This is a genomic window from Zhihengliuella sp. ISTPL4 (assembly GCF_002848265.1).
In the GTDB taxonomy this organism is placed as follows: Bacteria; Actinomycetota; Actinomycetes; order Actinomycetales; family Microbacteriaceae; genus Microbacterium.
The window spans coordinates 1,626,237-1,644,607 of record NZ_CP025422.1 but is presented as its reverse complement, the minus strand read 5'-3'; the positions used below and the strand labels follow the sequence as shown (position 1 = coordinate 1,644,607).

General features: G+C 72.3%; 17 protein-coding genes. 7 read left to right on the top strand and 10 right to left on the bottom strand.

Translation table 11 applies throughout. The features are described from left to right. Position 1: 1 nt before the first annotated feature. Positions 2-1,756: a thiamine pyrophosphate-binding protein gene (locus CYL12_RS07900; RefSeq protein WP_101847027.1), complete on the bottom strand. Its 1,755-nt coding sequence runs from the start codon at positions 1,754-1,756 to the stop codon at positions 2-4. A 160-nt stretch (positions 1,757-1,916) separates the two neighbouring features. Here CYL12_RS07900 and CYL12_RS07895 point away from each other — a divergent pair, with 160 nt between their 5' ends. Continuing rightward, entirely contained in the window at positions 1,917-2,426 is a 510-nt protein-coding gene (locus tag CYL12_RS07895; RefSeq protein ID WP_101847025.1) for a phosphoribosyltransferase, read from the top strand. Here the strand turns inward: CYL12_RS07895 and CYL12_RS07890 are convergent, their stop codons facing one another. From CYL12_RS07890 to CYL12_RS07855, 8 genes are all read right to left on the bottom strand, one after another. Next, on the bottom strand, positions 2,427-3,965 hold the full coding sequence (locus tag CYL12_RS07890) for an ATP-dependent DNA ligase (RefSeq protein WP_101847023.1): 1,539 nt from the start codon (positions 3,963-3,965) through the stop codon (positions 2,427-2,429). It abuts the gene before it with no gap. Positions 3,966-4,032: 67 nt separating this feature from the next. Beyond that, positions 4,033-4,803, bottom strand: coding sequence for an enoyl-CoA hydratase/isomerase family protein (locus CYL12_RS07885; protein WP_101847021.1), 771 nt, complete (start codon positions 4,801-4,803; stop codon positions 4,033-4,035). A gap of 9 nt (positions 4,804-4,812) precedes the next feature. Beyond that, complete coding sequence (gene paaE, locus CYL12_RS07880; RefSeq protein WP_101847019.1) at positions 4,813-5,976, bottom strand: 1,2-phenylacetyl-CoA epoxidase subunit PaaE; 1,164 nt, start codon at positions 5,974-5,976, stop codon at positions 4,813-4,815. Further along, positions 5,976-6,479 (bottom strand): 1,2-phenylacetyl-CoA epoxidase subunit PaaD, encoded by a 504-nt coding sequence (gene paaD / locus CYL12_RS07875; protein WP_101847016.1) that lies wholly within the window; start codon positions 6,477-6,479, stop codon positions 5,976-5,978. Before paaD ends, paaE begins: the two co-directional genes overlap by 1 nt. Continuing rightward, the gene (gene paaC, locus CYL12_RS07870; protein ID WP_101847014.1) at positions 6,473-7,345 is read right to left on the bottom strand and encodes a 1,2-phenylacetyl-CoA epoxidase subunit PaaC; all 873 of its coding nucleotides are present in this window, start codon (positions 7,343-7,345) and stop codon (positions 6,473-6,475) included. Before paaC ends, paaD begins: the two co-directional genes overlap by 7 nt. Further along, the gene (paaB, locus tag CYL12_RS07865) at positions 7,342-7,647 is read right to left on the bottom strand and encodes a 1,2-phenylacetyl-CoA epoxidase subunit PaaB (RefSeq protein ID WP_101848727.1); all 306 of its coding nucleotides are present in this window, start codon (positions 7,645-7,647) and stop codon (positions 7,342-7,344) included. Before paaB ends, paaC begins: the two co-directional genes overlap by 4 nt. Further along, positions 7,647-8,633, bottom strand: a complete 987-nt coding sequence (paaA, locus tag CYL12_RS07860) for a 1,2-phenylacetyl-CoA epoxidase subunit PaaA (RefSeq protein ID WP_101847012.1) — start codon at positions 8,631-8,633, stop codon at positions 7,647-7,649. Before paaA ends, paaB begins: the two co-directional genes overlap by 1 nt. A gap of 87 nt (positions 8,634-8,720) precedes the next feature. Beyond that, positions 8,721-9,140, bottom strand: a complete 420-nt coding sequence (locus CYL12_RS07855) for a pilus assembly protein CpaE (protein WP_101847009.1) — start codon at positions 9,138-9,140, stop codon at positions 8,721-8,723. An 89-nt stretch (positions 9,141-9,229) separates the two neighbouring features. Between CYL12_RS07855 and CYL12_RS07850 the strand changes: the two genes are divergently transcribed. Then, complete coding sequence (locus CYL12_RS07850) at positions 9,230-11,356, top strand: RecQ family ATP-dependent DNA helicase (protein WP_101847006.1); 2,127 nt, start codon at positions 9,230-9,232, stop codon at positions 11,354-11,356. Between the two features lie 24 nt (positions 11,357-11,380). On the opposite strand, the gene CYL12_RS07845 is transcribed toward CYL12_RS07850, so the two are convergent. Continuing rightward, positions 11,381-12,148, bottom strand: coding sequence for an IclR family transcriptional regulator (locus CYL12_RS07845; protein WP_101847003.1), 768 nt, complete (start codon positions 12,146-12,148; stop codon positions 11,381-11,383). 148 nt (positions 12,149-12,296) lie between these two features. On the opposite strand from CYL12_RS07845, the gene dhaK reads away from it, so the two are divergent. The 5 genes from dhaK to paaK all read left to right on the top strand — a co-directional run bounded on the left by dhaK (position 12,297) and on the right by paaK (position 18,359). Next, positions 12,297-13,289, top strand: a complete 993-nt coding sequence (gene dhaK / locus CYL12_RS07840) for a dihydroxyacetone kinase subunit DhaK (RefSeq protein WP_101847001.1) — start codon at positions 12,297-12,299, stop codon at positions 13,287-13,289. Then, on the top strand, positions 13,289-13,930 hold the full coding sequence (gene dhaL / locus CYL12_RS07835; protein WP_101847000.1) for a dihydroxyacetone kinase subunit DhaL: 642 nt from the start codon (positions 13,289-13,291) through the stop codon (positions 13,928-13,930). The genes dhaK and dhaL overlap by 1 nt, the downstream gene beginning before the upstream one ends. Further along, the gene (gene ptsP, locus CYL12_RS07830) at positions 13,927-16,476 is read left to right on the top strand and encodes a phosphoenolpyruvate--protein phosphotransferase (protein ID WP_101846997.1); all 2,550 of its coding nucleotides are present in this window, start codon (positions 13,927-13,929) and stop codon (positions 16,474-16,476) included. Before dhaL ends, ptsP begins: the two co-directional genes overlap by 4 nt. A gap of 108 nt (positions 16,477-16,584) precedes the next feature. Continuing rightward, complete coding sequence (gene paaI, locus CYL12_RS07825; protein ID WP_101846994.1) at positions 16,585-17,010, top strand: hydroxyphenylacetyl-CoA thioesterase PaaI; 426 nt, start codon at positions 16,585-16,587, stop codon at positions 17,008-17,010. A gap of 32 nt (positions 17,011-17,042) precedes the next feature. After that, positions 17,043-18,359, top strand: coding sequence for a phenylacetate--CoA ligase PaaK (paaK, locus tag CYL12_RS07820; protein WP_101848726.1), 1,317 nt, complete (start codon positions 17,043-17,045; stop codon positions 18,357-18,359). Positions 18,360-18,371: the final 12 nt, after the last annotated feature.

Sequence of the window (18,371 nt, the reverse complement as noted above, 5' to 3'; positions counted from 1 at the left end):
GTCAGGAGTTCACGCGGATGATCTCCTGCTGGTACGGCGCGATCACGTCGCCGGAGATCCGGAGGTCGAGGACGAGGAAGCGCCGCGTCGCCGGATCTTCCTGAGCCCAGGTGGCCAGACGATCGAGGTCGTCGAGGGTCCGCACGACGACGCCCTCGGCGCCGACCGCGGCCCCGAACGCGGCGAAGTCGACCTCGGGGATGCGCATCGGCCCCTCGGCCAGGCCCTTCAGTCCGTAGAGGTTGACCTCGGCGCCGTAGGCCGCGTCGTTCCAGACCACGGCCATGCCACGTCCGCCCGCGGCTCGCACAGCCGATTCGAGGTCGGCGATCGCCATGAGCCCGCCGCCGTCGCCGGAGGTGAGCACGATGGTCGCGTCCCGACGGGCGAGGGCCGCGCCCACCACGCTGGGCCAGCCCTGTCCGATCGACTGGAACGCGGTGCCGATCATCATCATCCGGTCGGGCGCGGCGACCGGCCAGTACATGTTCGCCCAGCCGATGAAGTGCCCGCCGTCCGACACCACGACGCGGTCTTCGGGGAGGAGCTCGGCGATCCGGCGCGCGGCGGAACGCGGGTCGAGGCGGCCGTCCGGCGCGAGTTCGTCTCCCGGCTCGTACGCGCGGGCCGCGGCGACATCGACCGTCTCCCGCCACGGGCGGGCGGGCACAACTGCGGAGTCCGCGCCCGACACGCCGCCGGAGGCGGGGGTGACCCCGGCGAGTCCGGCGGCATCTCCGAGGTCGTGCCCGGAGGTGTCGTGCTGGGGGGAGGAAGGGGAGGAGAGGCGGGCGACGAGGGCCTCGGCGGCGAGGCGGGCGTCGGCGCGCACGAAGCCGCCGACATGAGCGTGGGTCGCGGCCGGGGCGGTATCGATCTGGAAGACCCGGGTGCCCGGGGCGAAGAGGTCGCCGAAGCGCATCGTGAACTGGTTCAGGCTCGCGCCGAAGACGACAGCGACATCAGCCGTCCGCACGAGCTCCATCGCCCGCTCGGCGCCGAAGCCACCGGTGACGCCGAGGTCGTACCGCGCGTCCGGGAAGATGCCGCGGCCGAGGGCGGAGGAGGCCGTGAGGGCCCCGGTCTGCGCGGCGAGGGTGCCGAGAGCCTCGCCCGCGCCGGCCAGCCAGGCTCCGCGCCCGGCGAGGAGGAACGGACGCTCGGCGTCCCGCAGGGCGGCGGCGATCTCGTCGAGCATGCCCTCGGCGAAGTCCCCGCGCGGGGCGAGCGGCGCGGGGAGCCGGGGAGCCGGGGCCGCCGGCACCGCGCCTGCCTCGAGGGCGGCCACGTCGTAGGGGATCGCGAGCACCACGGGCACGCGATAGGTGAGGGCGTGCTCGACGGCGATGACGGTGGTCGCGGCAGCGTCCGTGCGGCCGACGGTATAGGTGCGGGCGCCCACCGCGGAGGCCAGGGCGATCTGGTCCACGTCCCAGGGCCGCGGCCCCGAGGTGGGCTCGTCCCCGACGACGAGGACGAGCGGCACATGCGCCTGCACCGCCTCGGCCAGCGCCGTGATCGTGTTCGTGAAGCCCGCGCCGTAGGTGGACGTGCCCGCAGCGATGCGGCCGGAGGCGCGGAAGTGCGCGTCGGCCGCGACGACCGCGCCCTGCTCGTGTCGGACGGCGGTGAAGGTCGCGTCGGTCTGCGTTTCGAGCGCGTCGAGGAAGTAGGCGTTGCCGTTGCCCATGACGCCGAAGACGGCATCGACGTGCTGGGCGAGGGTGAGAGCGACGTGCGCGGAGACGGAGGGCATGGAGAAGCCTTTCGAGACAGGGACGGAGAAGGGGGATCCGTATGTGTCTCGCCCTCGCGGCGATGCGAGGTGCTTCGTGCCTCTTTTTCAGGCACCGGCGGGGCCGGACCTGCTCAGTCTAGCGGCGGCTCCGGCAGAGCGGATGCGCGAGAATGGACCGATGACGGATGCATCGATCGAGCGCGAGACGCTCACCTGGGATGGCTTCGGCGCGGCAACGCGCGATCTGGCGCGGAACATCATCGCGGCGGGCTTCGAGCCGGAGGTCGTGGTCGCCATCGCCCGCGGCGGCCTGCTCCCGGCCGGGGCCATCGCGTACGGGCTCGGCGTGAAGAACTGCGGCGCGATCAATGTCGAGTTCTACACCGGCATCGGCACGGTGCTGGACGCCCCGGAGGTGCTGCCGCCAGAGCTCGACATGGCCTACCTCGACGGTCGCCGCGTGCTGCTCGTGGACGATGTCGCCGACTCCGGTCGCACGCTGGCGCTCGCGGTGCAGCTCTTGCAGGAGAAGGGCGCCGACGTCCGCTCGGTCACGATCTACACGAAGCCCTCGACGATCATCCAGCCGGACTTCGCGTGGAAGGACACCGACCTCTGGATCGACTTCCCCTGGTCGTTCCGTGGCACCGTACGCCAGGAGGACGAGGGGCTGCCTCCCACGGCCTGATCAGGCGTCGTCCGCCGCGCCGCGCCGGAGGGCCAGGAGCATCTGGATCGTGTCGGCCTCTGCGGCGGTCTTGTCCGGACGATAGCCCTTGACCCGGGCGAACCGGAGGGCGAGGCCCCCGGGGTAGCGCGGCGAGCGCTGCACCCCGTCGATCGCGATCTCGACCACGAGCTCCGGCCGGAGGAACACCGTCGACGCCGAGCGATGGGTCTCGTGCGCCGGGAACTCGTCGGTCTGCCACCGCAGCAGCGCGTCGGTGAGGCCCTTGAACGTCTTGCCCACCATCACGAAACCGCCAGGGTCGCCGAAGTCGCCCTCCGGGTCCCGGGCGCCGAGGTGCAGGTTCGACAGCCATCCGCGCCGGCGCCCCGACCCCCACTCGGCTCCGAGCACGACGAGGTCGAACGTGAGGACGGGTTTCACCTTCACCCATGATCTGCCGCGGCGGCCGGCGGCGTACGGCGCATCCACGGCCTTCACGAGGACGCCTTCGTGGCCCGCCGCCAGGGCTTCTCGGGACAGGCGCTCGGCCTCCTCCGCGCTGTCGGTGACGATGCCGGGCATGCGCCACTCACCGGCGACCTCGGCCAGGACCTCCTGACGTACCGACAGTGGCTCGTCCAGCAAGTCGCGGCCGTCCACGTGCAGGACGTCGAAGAACCAGGGCCGGAGGGCGAGTTCGCGCGCCGCATCCGCACCGAACCGCGACATCGTCTCCTGGAAGGGGCGGGGACCGCCGTCCTCGTCGAGCGCCAGGGTCTCGCCGTCGAGGATGACCTCCTGCGCGGGAAGGCCGCGGACGACGTCGACGATCTCGGGCAGCCGGTGGGTGACGTCCGCGAGGCTCCGGGTGTAGATGCCGACATCGTCGCCGCGGCGGTGCACCTGGATCCGCGCGCCGTCGAGCTTGTACTCGACCGAGGCGCGACCGGTGATCTCCAGGGCGGCCGTGGGCGTCGGCGCGGTGGCCGCGAGCATGGGGAGCACGGGGCGTCCCACTCGGAGCCCGACCTCGTCGAGCGCTCCTTCGGGACCGGCGAGCGCGAGCAGCGCCGTCTCGCCGAGGTCGCCGGAGAGCATGGCGGCTCGTCGCACGGTCCCGGCCGGCGCGTCGGCGGCCCGGGCGATCGCGTCGAGCAGCACGCCGCCCAGTGCTCCGGTGCGGAGCTCCCCGAGCATGGCTCTCGTCAGGAAGTCCCATTCGGGGGCCGTCGCGCGGGCGGCGAGGTCGTGCAGGAGGCCGCTGCGGACACCGGCCGATCCGGAGCCGGAGGTGTGCGCGAGGGTGTCGAAGGCGTGGTCGACCTCCGCGATGGTCAGCGTCGGAGTCGCGTTGTGATCGATCGCGAGAGCCGTCAGCCCCCGCCAGCCCACGCCGAGGCGACCCTGGCGCGGCGTGGCGAGGAGCAGGCCGACGAGAGGCGCGATGTCGTCGGCGTCCGCCCGGCGGAGCAGCGCCGCGATCGCCTCGATCTTGGCCAGGCGGGACGAGGTCGCGGCGACCTGATCGGTGGTGGTGACGAGCTCCGAGAGCAGCATGCGGGCATCATCCCACCGGCGTCGGACACCGCACGAGACGGTTGACAGCAGCCCTTGCCGTCGTCGATCAGCGCCCGCGGAACTCCGGCTTCCGCTTCTCCTGGAACGCGGCGAAGCCCTCGCGGTAGTCGTCGGTGTCGCACAGGGCGGCCTGCGCGGCGTTCTCGACGTCGATGGATTCCCAGAGGGTCAGCCGCTCGTCGCGGATACGGGCGACGAGTTCCTTGCTCGCGCGGAAGGCGGCGGTGGCGCCGTGGGCGGCCTTCGCGGCAGCAGCCCTCCCGGCGGCGAGCACCTCGTCGTCCGGGAAGACCTGGGAGAAGAGGCCGGAGCGCACCGCCTCGGTGCCGCTCATGAGCCGGCCCGTGTAGATGAGGTCGAGCGTCTTGTGCGGGCCGAGCCGGTCGAGGAACAGCGCGTGCCCGCCGGAGTCGAGGGTCGCGCCGAGCGCCGCGAACGGGGAGCCGATCTTCGCCGACTCCGCGACGTAGACCACATCCGTCGCGATGAGCAGCCCGAGCCCCACGCCGAGGCAGGCCCCGTGGGCGACGGCGAAGGTGGGCGCCGGGAAGCGGGACATCCGCTGGAGCAGCGGTGTCACCCGCCCGCCGAGGTAGCCGAGCACGTCGTCGTCGCGCGGATCGACGGCGGAGATGTCCCGACCGGCGCAGAACGCCCGTCCTTCGCCGCGGAGCAGCAGTGCGCGCACTCCGGCGGCCTCGGCTTCCCGGTACGCGGCGTCGAGCTCCGCGAGGGCGGCCTCGTCCAGGGCATTGAGCTTCGCGGGAGCGTCGAGCACCACGGTGGCGACGTCGTCGGCGATGGCGAGATCGATCACCAGGACTCCTCAGACGTCGTAGTCCACGACCACGCGGTCGCTGGTGGGATGGGACTGGCAGGTGAGCACGTAGCCGCGCTCCAGCTCGTCGGGCTCCAGGGCGTAGTTCTCGGTCATCGTGACGCTGCCCTCGAGTACGCGCGCGCGGCAGGTGCCGCAGACGCCGCCCGCGCACGCGAACGGGGCGTCCGGGCGCACCCGCAGTGCGGCATTGAGCACCGACTCGCGCGCCGCGACGGGGCTCTCCACCGTGGACGAGACGCCGTCGAGGTTCACCTCGATCCGCACCGTCTTCTCGCCCGAGCGCACTGTGACGGGCCGAGCGGCCCGCACCGGCTCGTCGCCGGTCGTGAACAGCTCGAAGCGCACGTGTTCGCGGGGCACGCCCACGTCGGCCAGCACCTCCCGGCAGAGGTCGACGAGCGCGAGCGGTCCGCACAGGAACCACTCGTCCACGTCGGCCGGGTCGATGAGCGCGTCGAGGATCGTCCGCAGCTTGGGCTCGTCGATGCGGCCGGAGAGCACCGGCGCGGTGCGCTGTTCGCGGGACAGCACGTGGTGCAGCGTGAGCCTCGTCGGATAGCGGTCCTTGAGGTCGGCGAGGTCCTCCAGGAACATCACGTCCAGTGTCGAGCGGTTCGTGTAGAGCAGCGTGAACCGCGAGGTCCGTGACCGGGAGAGCACGGTGTGGGCAAGAGCCATCAGCGGCGTGATCCCGGAGCCGGCCGCGATGCCGACGACGTGCTTCTCCTCCAGATCGTCGAGACCGGAGGTGAACGTGCCCTGGGGGCTCATGACGTCGATGCGGAAACCCGGGTGCAGGCCGGTCTGGGCCCACGTGGAGAACACCCCGCCCTCGTCGCGCTTGACCGCGACGCTCAGGCGGGTCGGCCTGCCGTCGGTACGATGCTCGGGCGCCCGGCACAGCGAATAGGAGCGCCGGACCTCCACGCCGTCCAGCGTCGTCCGCAGCGCCACATACTGCCCGGGGAGGTGGTCGTAGTCATCGGCGAGTTCGGCGGGCACCGTGAAGGTCACCTCGACGGAGTCGTCGGTGAGCGGACGGACGTCCTCGACTTCGAGCGTGTGGAACCGGGCGCGGTTCCGTGCGCGGGCGGGAGAGGCGGGAACGGCCGCCGACGTCGTCGCCGGAGCCGGGGAGAACAGCGACATCAGTGCACCTTGAAGTGGTCGAAGGGTTCCAGACAGGCCCGGCACTCGTACAGCGCCTTGCACGAGGTCGATCCGAAGCGGGAGACCTCACGGGTGTCGAGCGAGCCGCAGCGAGGGCAGCGCACGCTGAGGGCGAGTCGGATCGGACCGGCGGGCACGGCCGCGCGACCGCTGGGCGGGGCGATCCCGTACTCCCGGAGCTTCTGCTTCCCAGCGTCGCTCATCCAGTCCGTCGTCCATGCGGGGGAGAGCACGAGCCGCACCTCGACGTCCGCGAAGCCGGCGGCCGTGAGCGCGAGCACCACGTCGTCGCGGATCGTGTCCATGGCCGGGCACCCGCTGTAGGTGGGCGTGATGTCGACGACCACGCGCTCGCCGCGGAGCTCGACCGCCCGCAGCACGCCGAGGTCCTCGATCGTGAGGACCGGCACCTCCGGGTCCGGCACGGACGCGGCGATCCGCCAGGCCTGAGCCTCCACATCGGCGGTTGTCCGGGTCACCATGACGCCCCCGGGTGTCGCCGCGCCAGCACCTGCATCTCGGCGAGGAGATGACCGAAGGGGGTCGCGTGGGCGCCGTTCCTGCCGCCCGCCGACGACGCCGACACCTCCGGCACCGTGAGCTCGGCCTCCGCGAACACGGTGGCGATGACCGCGTCGAACGGAGCGCGGAGGATCGACGGTCGCACGGCCGCATCGCCGAGCCGGTCGATCAACGGCTCGTCGCGGAAGAGCTCGTCGACGTAGGGCCACACATCCGCGAGGGCGCGGATCATGCGGCGTCGGGACTCCTCCGTCCCGCCCGCCAGCCGCAGCACCCACTGCACGGCGTGGTCGCGGTGGTAGTCGACCTCCTTCAGGGCCTTCTCCGCGATGGCGGCGAAAGTGGGCTCGGAGCTCGCGCGGAGGGCCGTGTACAGCTCCACGAGGTAGACCGAGGCGACGAGCTGGCGCGCGATGGTCTGCGCGAAGTCGCCGTTCGGCTGCTCCATGATCCAGGCGCTGCGGAACTCGGGCTCGTCGCGGAAGTAGGCGAGGTCGTCCTCGGACCGGCCGTCCCACGTCCCCGCGAAGTGCAGGAAGGAGCGGGCGTGGCCGAGCAGGTCGAGCGCGATGTTCCCGAGCGCGACGTCCTCCTCCAGCTCGGGGGCCCGGGAGATCCAGGCGCCGAGCCGCTGCGACAGGATGAGCGCGTCGTCGCCGAGCCACAGGGCGTATTCGGCGATGTCGGCGCTCGCCGCGATCGTGCCGGCGCCCGCGAGCTCCTCGCTGAGCCGCAGCTCGTCCACGGAGACGTCGCCGTGCGCATCCCCGTGCACGTCGTCGACTCCCTGAGCGGAGCGGGGTCCCTGAGCGTGTCGAAGGGTCACAGGTGCGGCACCCCCTCGGACGCGGTGTAGTACACCGCGTGCCGGTAGTTCTTGCCGGCGGGGCTCTCGAAGTACGCGCCCTTGGCGTCGGGGTCGCTCGTGGTGATCGCCTCGGCGGGGACCGCCCAGATCGACACGCCCTCGCCCCGGCGGGTGTAGAGGTCGCGCGCGTTGCGGATGGCCATGTCGGCGTCGGGGGCGTGCAGCGAGCCGACGTGCACGTGGCTCAGCCCGCGGTTCGCCCGCACGAAGATCTCCCACAGGGGCCACGGTTCGTGTTCGACGGCTCCGGGGGTCGCCATCATGCCACCGCCCCTTCGGGGACCAGGCGGGATCGCTGCTTGCGCGCGTACTCCGCGGCGGCCTCCCGCACCCACGCACCCTCGTCGTGCGCCGTGCGGCGGCGCTCCAGGCGCTCGGCGTTGCACGGCCCGTTGCCGCGCAACACCTGGAAGAATTCGTCCCAGTCGATCTCGCCCATCTCGTAGCGACCGGTCTCCTCGTCGAACCGCAGGTCGGGATCGGGGAGGGTGACGCCGAGGACCTCGGCCTGCGGCACGAGCATGCTCACGAACCGCTGACGCAGCTCGTCGTTGGAGAAGCGCTTGATCTTCCATGCCATCGACTGGGCGGAGTTGGGGGACTGGTCGTCGGGCGGCCCGAACATCGCCAGGCTCGGCCAGTACCAGCGGTCCACCGCCTCCTGCGCCATCTGCCGCTGCTCGTCGGTGCCGCGCATGAGCGAGAGCAGGATCTCGAACCCTTGGCGCTGGTGGAACGACTCCTCCTTGCAGATGCGCACCATCGCGCGCCCGTAGGGGCCGTAGGAGGCGCGGCACAGCGGCACCTGGTTGCAGATCGCGGCGCCGTCGACGAGCCAGCCGATCGCGCCCATGTCGGCCCAGGTCGGGGTGGGGTAGTTGAAGATCGACGAGTACTTCGCCTTGCCGGAGATGAGCTGGTCCATCATCTCGTCGCGGGTGATGCCGAGGGTCTGCGCGGCGGAGTAGAGGTAGAGGCCGTGCCCGGCCTCGTCCTGCACCTTCGCCATGAGGATCGCCTTGCGCTTGAGGCTCGGGGCGCGGGTGATCCAGTTGCCCTCGGGCTGCATGCCGATGATCTCGGAGTGCGCGTGCTGGGAGATCTGCCGGATGAGCGTCTTGCGATAGGCCTCGGGCATCCAGTCGCGCGGCTCGATGCGCTGCTCGTTCGCGATCAGCTCGTCGAACAGGCGTTCCTCGTCGGAGGTCTCGCCGTCCACGAGGGACAGGTCTGCGGGACTGGTCATCGTCGACTCCTCGGGCTCCGGTCCTTCTTTACTGACCGAACGTTAGGTAATTCTGACACACGCGACGGCCCGATTCAACAGGGCCTGTCAGCGGGAGCGCGAGATCAGTGCCAGCAGCGCGCGGCCGTACGCCTCCGCCGGATCCGGGTGCTCGAACCGCAGGCGAGCACCGGCGAGCTCGATCTCGACGCGGAACGTGTCGGGGAGGCGGGTGAGGGCGCGGAACGTCCCGCGGAGGAGGTCGCGCAGCTGGTCCTCGCGCGGCAGCCACACCGCATCGGCGAGGGTCACGGCGTCGAGCGCCCACTCCGTCGTGCCGTTGAAGGCGAGGTCCGTGCCGGCCGGCGTCTGCCTCGCCTCGATGGTCATCGCGCTCACCGTGAAGACGTCGGCCTCCGCCTCCAGCTCCACCTCGTCGGGCAGATCGAGCTGGAACCGGTCACCCTCCGCGGGCTTCCAGGTCAGACCGGCATCGCGGAGCGCGACGGCGAGTTCGCGGGTGATCATTCCTCCACGCTACGGCCTCTCCACAGGTCATCCACCGAGAGCGGGCGGCTCGCAGGGTCCTGTCGGAGGCCTGCGGCAGAGTGGAAGGCATGACCTCCCCGACTGCCGTGCCCCTCCGCGAGGCTTCCCGCGCCGCCCTCGGCGAACTCGTCGGCCGCCCCGACGTCGACTTCCACGACGGGCAGTTCGAGGCGATCGAGGCGCTGGTGCAGGGGCGTCGCCGCGCGCTCGTGGTGCAGCGCACCGGGTGGGGGAAGTCGGCGGTGTACTTCGTCGCGACCCTGCTCCGCCGCCGAGAGGGCGCGGGCCCGACCGTTCTCGTGTCGCCGCTCCTCGCTCTCATGCGCGACCAGATCGCGGCGGCCGGGCGTGCAGGCGTGCGTGCGGTCGCGATCAACTCGACGAACGCCCACGAGTGGGCGGAGGTGCAGGAGCGCCTCGCCCGCGACGAGGTCGATGTGCTGCTCGTCTCGCCGGAGCGGCTGAACAACCCGGCCTTCCGCGAGGAGCAGCTGCCGACGCTGGTCGCGCGCCTCGGCATGCTCGTCGTCGACGAGGCGCACTGCATCAGCGACTGGGGGCACGACTTCCGTCCGGACTACCGCCGGCTCCGGGACCTCATCGCGCAGATGCCGGCCGAGGTGCCCGTGCTGGCGACGACCGCGACGGCGAACAGTCGCGTGGTGGCGGACGTCGCCGAGCAGCTCGGCGCGCTGCCGGGTGGCGCGAGCGGGGCGGAGGCGGTGCCCGTGCTCACGATCCGGGGGCCGCTCGCCCGCACCTCGCTGCGGCTCGGCGTGCTCCGCCTCAAGGATTCGGCGAGCCGCCTGGCCTGGCTGCTCAGTCACCTCGACGACCTCCCCGGCAGCGGGATCATCTACACGCTGACCGTGGCGGCGGCGGTCGACACCGCGCGGTTCCTGCGCGACCACGGCCATGACGTGCGCGCCTACACGGGGCAGACCGACCCCGAGGAGCGTGCGGAGTCGGAGGGCATGCTCAAACGCAACGAGGTGAAGGCGCTCGTCGCGACCAGCGCTCTCGGCATGGGGTTCGACAAGCCGGACCTTGGATTCGTCGTGCATCTCGGTGCCCCGTCGTCGCCCGTCGCCTACTACCAGCAGGTCGGACGAGCGGGGCGTGCCAGCGAGAGCGCGGACGTGCTCCTGCTCCCCGGCGTCGAGGACCGAGAGATCTGGCACTACTTCGCGACCGCGTCGATGCCCGATCGGGAGCGTGCGGAACGGGTCATCGCGGCGCTCGGCGACAGCCCGATCTCCACCCCGGCGCTGGAAGCCGTCGTCGACATCCGTCGAACGCCCCTCGAGCTGCTGCTGAAGGTGCTCGACGTGGACGGTGCCGTGCGCCGTGTGCAGGGCGGCTGGGTCGCGACGGGACAGCCGTGGACGTACGACGCCGAGCGCTACGAGCGCATCGTCGCGGAGCGGGTCGCGGAGCAGGAGCACATGCTCGAGTACGAGCGCACGGACGGCTGTCGCATGGCCTTCCTGCAGCGGACTCTCGACGACGACACCGCGGCCCCCTGCGGCCGGTGCGACAACTGCGCGGGCGTGTGGTTCCCGGCGGAGATCGCGCAGGCGGCGACTGCACAGGCGACGGAATCCCTGGACCGGGTCGGTGTGCCGGTCGAGCCTCGCCGCGCGTGGCCGACCGGCGCCGATCGTCTGGACGTGCCGGTGCGCGGACGCATCCCCGCGGGAGAGCAGGTAGACGAGGGGCGTGCCCTCGCCCGGCTCACCGACCTCGGCTGGGGCGGCACGCTGCGCGAGATCTTCGGCGCAGGTGCCCCGGACGCGCCGATCAGCCCGGCGTTGCTGCAGGCCTGCGTGCGCGTGCTCGCCGGGTGGGACTGGGCGGAGCGGCCGGTGGCTGTGGTCGCGATGCCGTCGCGGTCGCATCCGCAGCTCGTCGACTCCCTCGCCCGCGGGCTCTCCGAGATCGGGCGGCTGCCGTACCTCGGCGCGCTGGAGTGGCGCGGCGGAGGGCCTTCGGGGCAGGCGGGCGGGAACAGCGTGTTCCGGCTCGCGGGGGTGTGGGACCGGTTCGACGTGGGGCACCTGGAGGTGCCCGCCGGTCCGGTGCTGCTCGTCGATGACCTCATCGACAGTCGCTGGACCATGACGGTCGCGGCGCGCGCGGTGCGGCAGGCCGGAGCCACGGCCGTGCTGCCGTTCGCGCTCGGCCTGCGCGGCTGAGCACCGGTCCCCGAACCGACGCCGTCAGTCCTCGGCGGGGGCCACGGGTGGCGGCCAGGTCGTCGCGCCGAGTTCGCGGGAGATGTTCCGTGCCGTGTCCCGCAGCGCGTGCATGGTCGCGTCGGATGCGGGGGCCTCCGACGTCGGCAGCACGACGGCGACGGCGGCGACGATCGTGTTCGAGGCGTCGGCGATCGGGGCGGCGAGGGAGGATTCGCCGAGCACGGCCTCGTCCGTCTCGGCCGCCGTCCCGCGCTCCGCGATCCCCGGCAGCTCGAGGGTCAGTCGGGCGACGTCAGTGATGGTGTCGCCGGTGAGGCTGCTCAGGGGCTCCGCGAACACGCTCTGCTGGAAGCCCTGGTCGTAGGCGAGGAGCACCTTCCCCATCGCGGAGGCATGTGCGGGGACGGCCATCCCCGTCTCCAGCATCTGCGGGCTGTCGTCGGGGCGAAGGTTGTGGTGGATCACGAGGACATCCGTGAGGTGCGGCGCGCCGAGACGCACGGACAGCTCCGTCCGCCGCGCCAGCTCCTGGGTCCAGCGCATCGCCCGCGCCCGCACGTCCAGGGTGTCGAGGTACACGTTGCTCAGGCGCAGCAGGGTGGGGCCGAGCATGTAGCGCTGTCCGCCGCGCTCCTTCGCGACGAGGCCGTGCGCGCGCAGCGACTTCACCAGACCGTGCACGGTCGACGGCGGAAGGCTCAGGGCCGCGGACAGGTCCGTGATGCCGAGGTGGCGGGCGCCTTGGAGCAGGTCGAGGATCTTCGCCGCTCGGTCGATCGCCTGGATCATGCCCGTGCTCCTTCCGGTCGTCGTCGAGCCGGGTTTCCGGTCGCCGGATCGATCTTGACAACCCGGCAGGCTCCGAGCATATTCGACATTGACGAATCCTTTTCGGATTTTTGCTCGAGACTCACGCCGCATCAAAGGAGATCGCAGGATGAAGAAGCTCATCAACGCCCCGGAGGACGTCCTCGTCGAGTCCCTGAAGGGCGTCGCCGCCGCGCACCCCGAACTCTCCGTCGACCTGGAGAACCACGTCATCACCCGGGCGACACCGAAGGAACAGGGCAAGGTGGCTGTCGTCTCGGGCGGCGGATCCGGCCATGAGCCCCTGCACGGCGGCTACGTCGGCATGGGCATGCTCGACGCGGCCGTCGCCGGCGAGGTCTTCACCTCGCCCACCCCCGACCGCGGGCAGGTGGCGACCCAGGCGGTCGACCGCGGCGCCGGCGTGCTGCACATCGTCAAGAACTACACGGGCGACGTGCTCAACTTCGAGATGGCCGCCGAACTCGCGGCGATGGAGGGGATCGAGGTCGGCACGGTCGTCGTGGACGACGACGTGGCCGTGCAGGACTCGCTCTACACCGCCGGCCGTCGCGGCGTCGGCCTCACCGTCCTGCTGGAGAAGCTCGTAGGAGCCGCGGCGGAGGAGGGCCGCGACCTCGCGGCGGTCGTCGACCTCGCGAAGCGCATCAACGGGCAGGGGCGCTCCATGGGCATGGCCCTCACCAGCTGCACGGTGCCCGCCGCCGGGAAGCCCACGTTCGACCTCCCCGACGATCAGATGGAGATCGGCATCGGCATCCACGGCGAGCCGGGACGGCATCGTGAGCCGCTCGCGCCGGCGTCGGAGATCGCCCGGCAGCTCGTCGAGCCCATCCTCGGCGACCTCGACGCCACCGGACCCGCGATCGTGATGCTCAACGGCATGGGAGCCACGCCCCTGATCGAGCTCTACCTCATGTACGGCGAGGTCGCCGCGATCCTGGAGAAGTCCGGCGTGCAGATCGCGCGGAACCTGGTGGGCAACTACATCACCTCCCTCGACATGGCCGGGTGCTCCGTCACGGTGCTGAAGGCCGACGACGAGCTGCTGCGGCTGTGGGACGCCCCGGTGAACACCCCCGGCCTGCGGTGGGGCGCGTGATGGCGACCGTCGGCACCGACGTCCTCGTCGACTGGATCTCCCGGTACCGGGAAGCCGTCACGGCGCAGCGGGACTGGCTCACGGAACTGGACTCCGCCATCGGGGACGCCGATCACGGTGCGAACATGGCGCGCGGCTTCACGGCGGTCGGGGAGAAGCTCGCGGCGACGACGCCCGCGACGATCGACGAGCTGCTCAAGACCGTCGGCATGACGCTGGTGAGCTCGGTGGGCGGTGCGAGTGGCCCCCTCTACGGCACGTTCTTCCTGCGCATGGGGATGTCCGCCGGTGCGGTGACGACACTGGACGGACCGGCGCTCGCCGCCGCACTGCGGGCGGGGCTCGAGGGCATCGTCGCACGGGGCAAGCCCGAGGCGGGCGACAAGACGATGTTCGACGCGATGGCCCCCGCGGTGGACGCCTTCGACACGGCCCTCGCCGGAGGTGCGGATACGGCGGCCGCTGCCAGGGCGGCGGCGGATGCCGCGGTCGCCGGCCGCGACGCCACGGTGCCGCTCGTCGCCCGGAAGGGCAGGGCGAGCTACCTCGGTGAGCGCAGCGCCGGTCACCTCGACCCCGGTGCCGCCTCGACCGCGCTCCTGTTCGAGGCGCTCGCGGCGGCCCTCGCGGACGCCGGATGATCGGGATCGTCGCCGTCTCCCACAGTGCCCGGCTCGGGGAGGCGGCACTCGAACTCGCCCTGCAGATGGTGCCGGGCGGCGGCGTGCAGGTCCGTGTGGCGGCCGGTGCGGGTGTGGACGCGGAGGGCGCGCCGATCCTCGGGACGGACGCCGTCGCGGTGTCGGCGGCGATCGACGAGCTCGCCCCTGACGTCGACGGCGTGCTCGTGCTCATGGACCTCGGTTCGGCCGTGCTGAGCGCCGAGCTCGCGCTCGAATTGCGCAGCAGCGACGTGCCGGTGCGGCTCGCGCCCGCGCCGTTCGTCGAGGGGCTCCTCGCCGCGGTCGTGGCCGCGGCGGCCGGGGGCGACCTCGATGCGGTCGCCGGCGAAGCCGCGTCGGCCCTCGCCGCGAAGACCGGTCAGCTCGGCCCGACGGACGATGCGACGGCAGAAGACATCGAGACGTCGCCCGCGGAGCCCGCTCCTGACGGGTCGGAGCCGGCCGGGGAGACGGTGTCCCGTCGTGTGCGGGTGCGCAACCCTCTCGGCATCCACGCCCGGCCCGCCGCCCTGATCGCGGAATCGGCGGCGGGCGCGGACGTGCGCCTGCGGCGGCTGCCGGACGGCCCGGAAGCCGCGGCCGGGAGCCTGACCCGGCTGCTCGCACTCGGCGCACGTCAGGGGACCGAGATCGAGCTCACGGGTCGGGGAGCCGACGCGGAGGCGGCGATCGACCGCCTGGTGTCGCTCTTCCAGGGCGGGTTTGGCGAGGGCGTCGAGACGGACGAGGGCGCCGCAGGCAGCCCCGGAACCGCACCCGCACCCGCGCCCGCGCGCGCCACCGCCGGCGACGACCAGGCGGGAGCCCGGGCCGACCACGAGTCGGCGCCGGCACCGGAGATCGTCTCCGGATCCGTGCTGCAGGGCCGCGGCGTCAGCCCCGGACGTGTGGCCGCGAGGGCGGTGTCCCTCGCACCGGCACTCCCCGAACCGGATGCCGAGACCGTCGTCCCGCCGGAGGGTCGGGAGGCCGAGGTCTCCACGATCGAGTGGGCGGCGGTCGCCGTCGCCGATCAGCTGCGCTCGCGCGCCGAGCGGGCCCGCGGAGAGGCGCGGGCGATCCTGGACGCGTCCCGGCTCCTCGCCTCGGACCCGGAGCTCGTCGCCGAAGCCACCGCCCTCGTGCGCGCACAGGGGCGGACGGCGGCGCGGGCGGTCTGGGAGACGTCCGCGGCGCACGAAGCCGCACTCACGGCTCTCGGCGGGAGGATGGCGGAACGCGCCGCCGACATCCGTGACGTCCGCGACCGCATGATCGCCGAGATCCTCCGGGTGGACCTGCCAGGCGTCCCCGAACGAGACGAGCCGTTCGTGCTCGTCGCGACCGACCTCGCTCCCGCCGACACGGCAGCGCTGGACGGCGGGAGCTGCGTCGCTCTCGTGACCGCGGACGGCGGACCCACGTCGCACACGGCGATCATCGCGCGGGCGCTGGGGCTCCCGGCCGTGGTCGGAGCGCCAGGGGCGACCGGCATCCCCGAGGGGGCCATGCTCCTCGTCGACGGGGATCGCGGCACGATCCACGTCGACCCGGACGAGGCGGAGATCGCCGAGGCGCGGGCCGCGGCGGTCGTGGTGACCTTCGACGGACGGGGCCGTCTCGCGGACGGGACCCGCGTACCGCTCCTGGCCAACGTCGGCGGGGCCTCGGACGCCGAGAGTGCCGCCGCGGCGCACGCCGAGGGGGTCGGACTCTTCCGCACCGAGTTCTGCTTCCTCGACCGGACGGAGGCGCCGAGCATCGAGGAGCAGGTCGAGGCGTACCGCGGGGTGCTGCGCGCATTCCCCGGGCGGAAGGTCGTCGTGCGCACGCTGGATGCGGGGAGCGACAAGCCCTTGCCGTTCGCGAACGACGACGACGAGGACAATCCCGCGCTCGGTGTCCGGGGTCTGCGCCTCTCCCGTCGCCGGCCCGCCCTGCTCGACGATCAGCTCCGCGCGCTCGCCAGGGCCGCCGATGCGGAGTCCGCCGAGGTGGAGGTCATGGCGCCGATGGTCGCCACGGTCGACGAGGCCGCCGACTTCGCCGCGCGGTGCCGTGCCGCGGGGCTGGACAGAGCGGGGATCATGATCGAAACCCCGGCGGCGGCACTCCTGGCGGCTGAGCTGTTCGAGGTCGTGGACTTCGTGAGTCTCGGGACCAACGACCTCGCGCAGTACACGCTGGCCGCGGACCGGCTGTCGAGTGCGCTCGCCGATCTCAACGATCCCTGGCAGCCGGCGGTCCTGCGGCTCATCGGGACGGTCGGGGCGGCGGGGCGCGCGGCGGGCAAGCCCGTCGGCATCTGCGGGGAGGCGGCCGGTGACCCGGCACTCGCCCCCGTGCTCGTGGGGCTCGGCGCGACCTCGCTGTCGATGACGCCTCGCGCGCTCGGGCGGGTGGCGGCCGCGCTCGACGCGGTGGGCCCGGACGAGTGCCGGCGTGCGGCCGAAGGTGCGAGCCGCGCGGCGACCGCCGCGGAGGCGCGCAGCGCAGCAGTTCGCGTCTTCGGCGGTGGCGACTGAGCGATTCCGCTCGATCCGCCGACCTCCTTGCGTTACTGACCGATCGTTCAGTTACTATGGGCGGACGGGACGCGGTCGTCCCGTCCCAGCGCGACGAGGAGGTCGGCGATGACGGAGGCGACGGATACGGCGGAGGCCGTGCGGCCGAACCGGGCCATGATGGAACGCGACCGGGCCTCGGCGATGCTCGGGCTCGTCGTCGAACGCGACGACCCAGGTCACGCGGTCGTATCGATGCGCATCCGCGAGGACATGACCAACGGCTTCCAGATCACCCACGGCGGTCTCGTGTTCGCGCTCGCCGACACCGCCTTCGCGATCGCCTGCAACGAGGACGATCGGGTGACCGTCGCCGCCGGTGCCGACATCTCGTTCCTCAAGCCCACCGTCGCCGGGCAGACGCTCACCGCGACGGCCGTCCGCCGCACCCGCAGCGGGCGCTCCGGCCTCTACGACGTGACGGTCGTGGACGAGCAGGGCGACGCGGTCGCCGAATTCCGCGGCCGCTCCCGCACCACCTCCCAGACCTTCTGATCCCCCCGTTCCGAGGAGTCCCCGTGTCGACGATGACCGCCCCCGCCTCCGCCCTCCGCCCGCCGACGACCGATGAGCTCGACCCCGAGGAGCGGCTGAGCCGCGCCGAGATCGAGCGCCTGCAGCTCGAGCGCCTCCGGTGGACCGTGCAGCACGCCTACCGCAACGTCCCGCTCTACACGCGGAAGTTCGACGAGGCGGGCGTGCACCCCGACGACATCCGCACCCTCGACGACGTGCATCGGCTGCCCTTCACCACCAAGGACGACCTGCGCGAGACGTATCCGTTCGGGATGTTCGCGGTGCCGATGGCCGACGTCGCCCGCATCCACGCGTCCAGCGGAACGACCGGCCGCCCGACCGTCGTCGGCTACACGCGCGGCGATCTCGACCGCTGGGGGGCGCTGGTGGCCCGGTCTCTCCGCGCCAGCGGCATCCGTCGCGGCATGAAGGTGCACAACGCCTACGGCTACGGCCTGTTCACGGGCGGGCTCGGGGCGCATGCCGGCATCGAGGCGCTGGGGGCGACCGTGATCCCCATGTCGGGCGGGCAGACCGCGCGGCAGGTGCAGCTCATCCGCGACTTCGAGCCGGACGCGATCCTGTGCACCCCGAGCTACCTCCTCACGATCGCCGACGCGATGGCCGCGCAGGGCATCGACCCGCGGTCCACCTCGCTCCAGGTCGCGGTGCTCGGCGCGGAGCCCTGGACCAACGAGATGCGGCACGAGCTGGAGCAGCGGCTCGGCATCGACGCCCTCGACATCTTCGGGCTCAGCGAGGTCATGGGGCCGGGCGTCGGCAACGAGTGCCTCGAGACCAAGGACGGCCCGCACCTGTGGGAGGACCACTTCCTCCCGGAGGTGATCGACGGCGACTCGCTGCAGGCGCTGCCGGACGGCGAGCGGGGAGAGCTCGTCTTCACCTCGCTCACCAAGGAGGCGTTCCCCGTCATCCGGTACCGCACGCGCGACATCACCCGCCTGCTCCCCGGCACGGCGCGTCCGGGTATGCGGCGGATGGAGAAGGTCACCGGGCGCAACGACGACATGATCATCCTGCGCGGCGTCAACCTCTTCCCGACGCAGATCGAGGAGCTGGTGCTCGGGATCGAGCAGCTCACGCCGCACTTCATCCTGGAGCTGACGAAGGAAGGGCGGATGGACGCCCTCACCGTCCGTATCGAGCGGCACCCCGACCTGTCCCTGGAGACGTGTGAGGCGGCGGCGCAGGTGCTCGTGCAGCGCATCAAGGTGTTCATCGGCTCGTCGGTCGCCGTCCGCCTGGAGGAGCCGGGGGCGCTGCCGCGCAGCGAGGGCAAGTACAAGCGCGTCTACGACCTGCGCTGACACGCGGGGGTC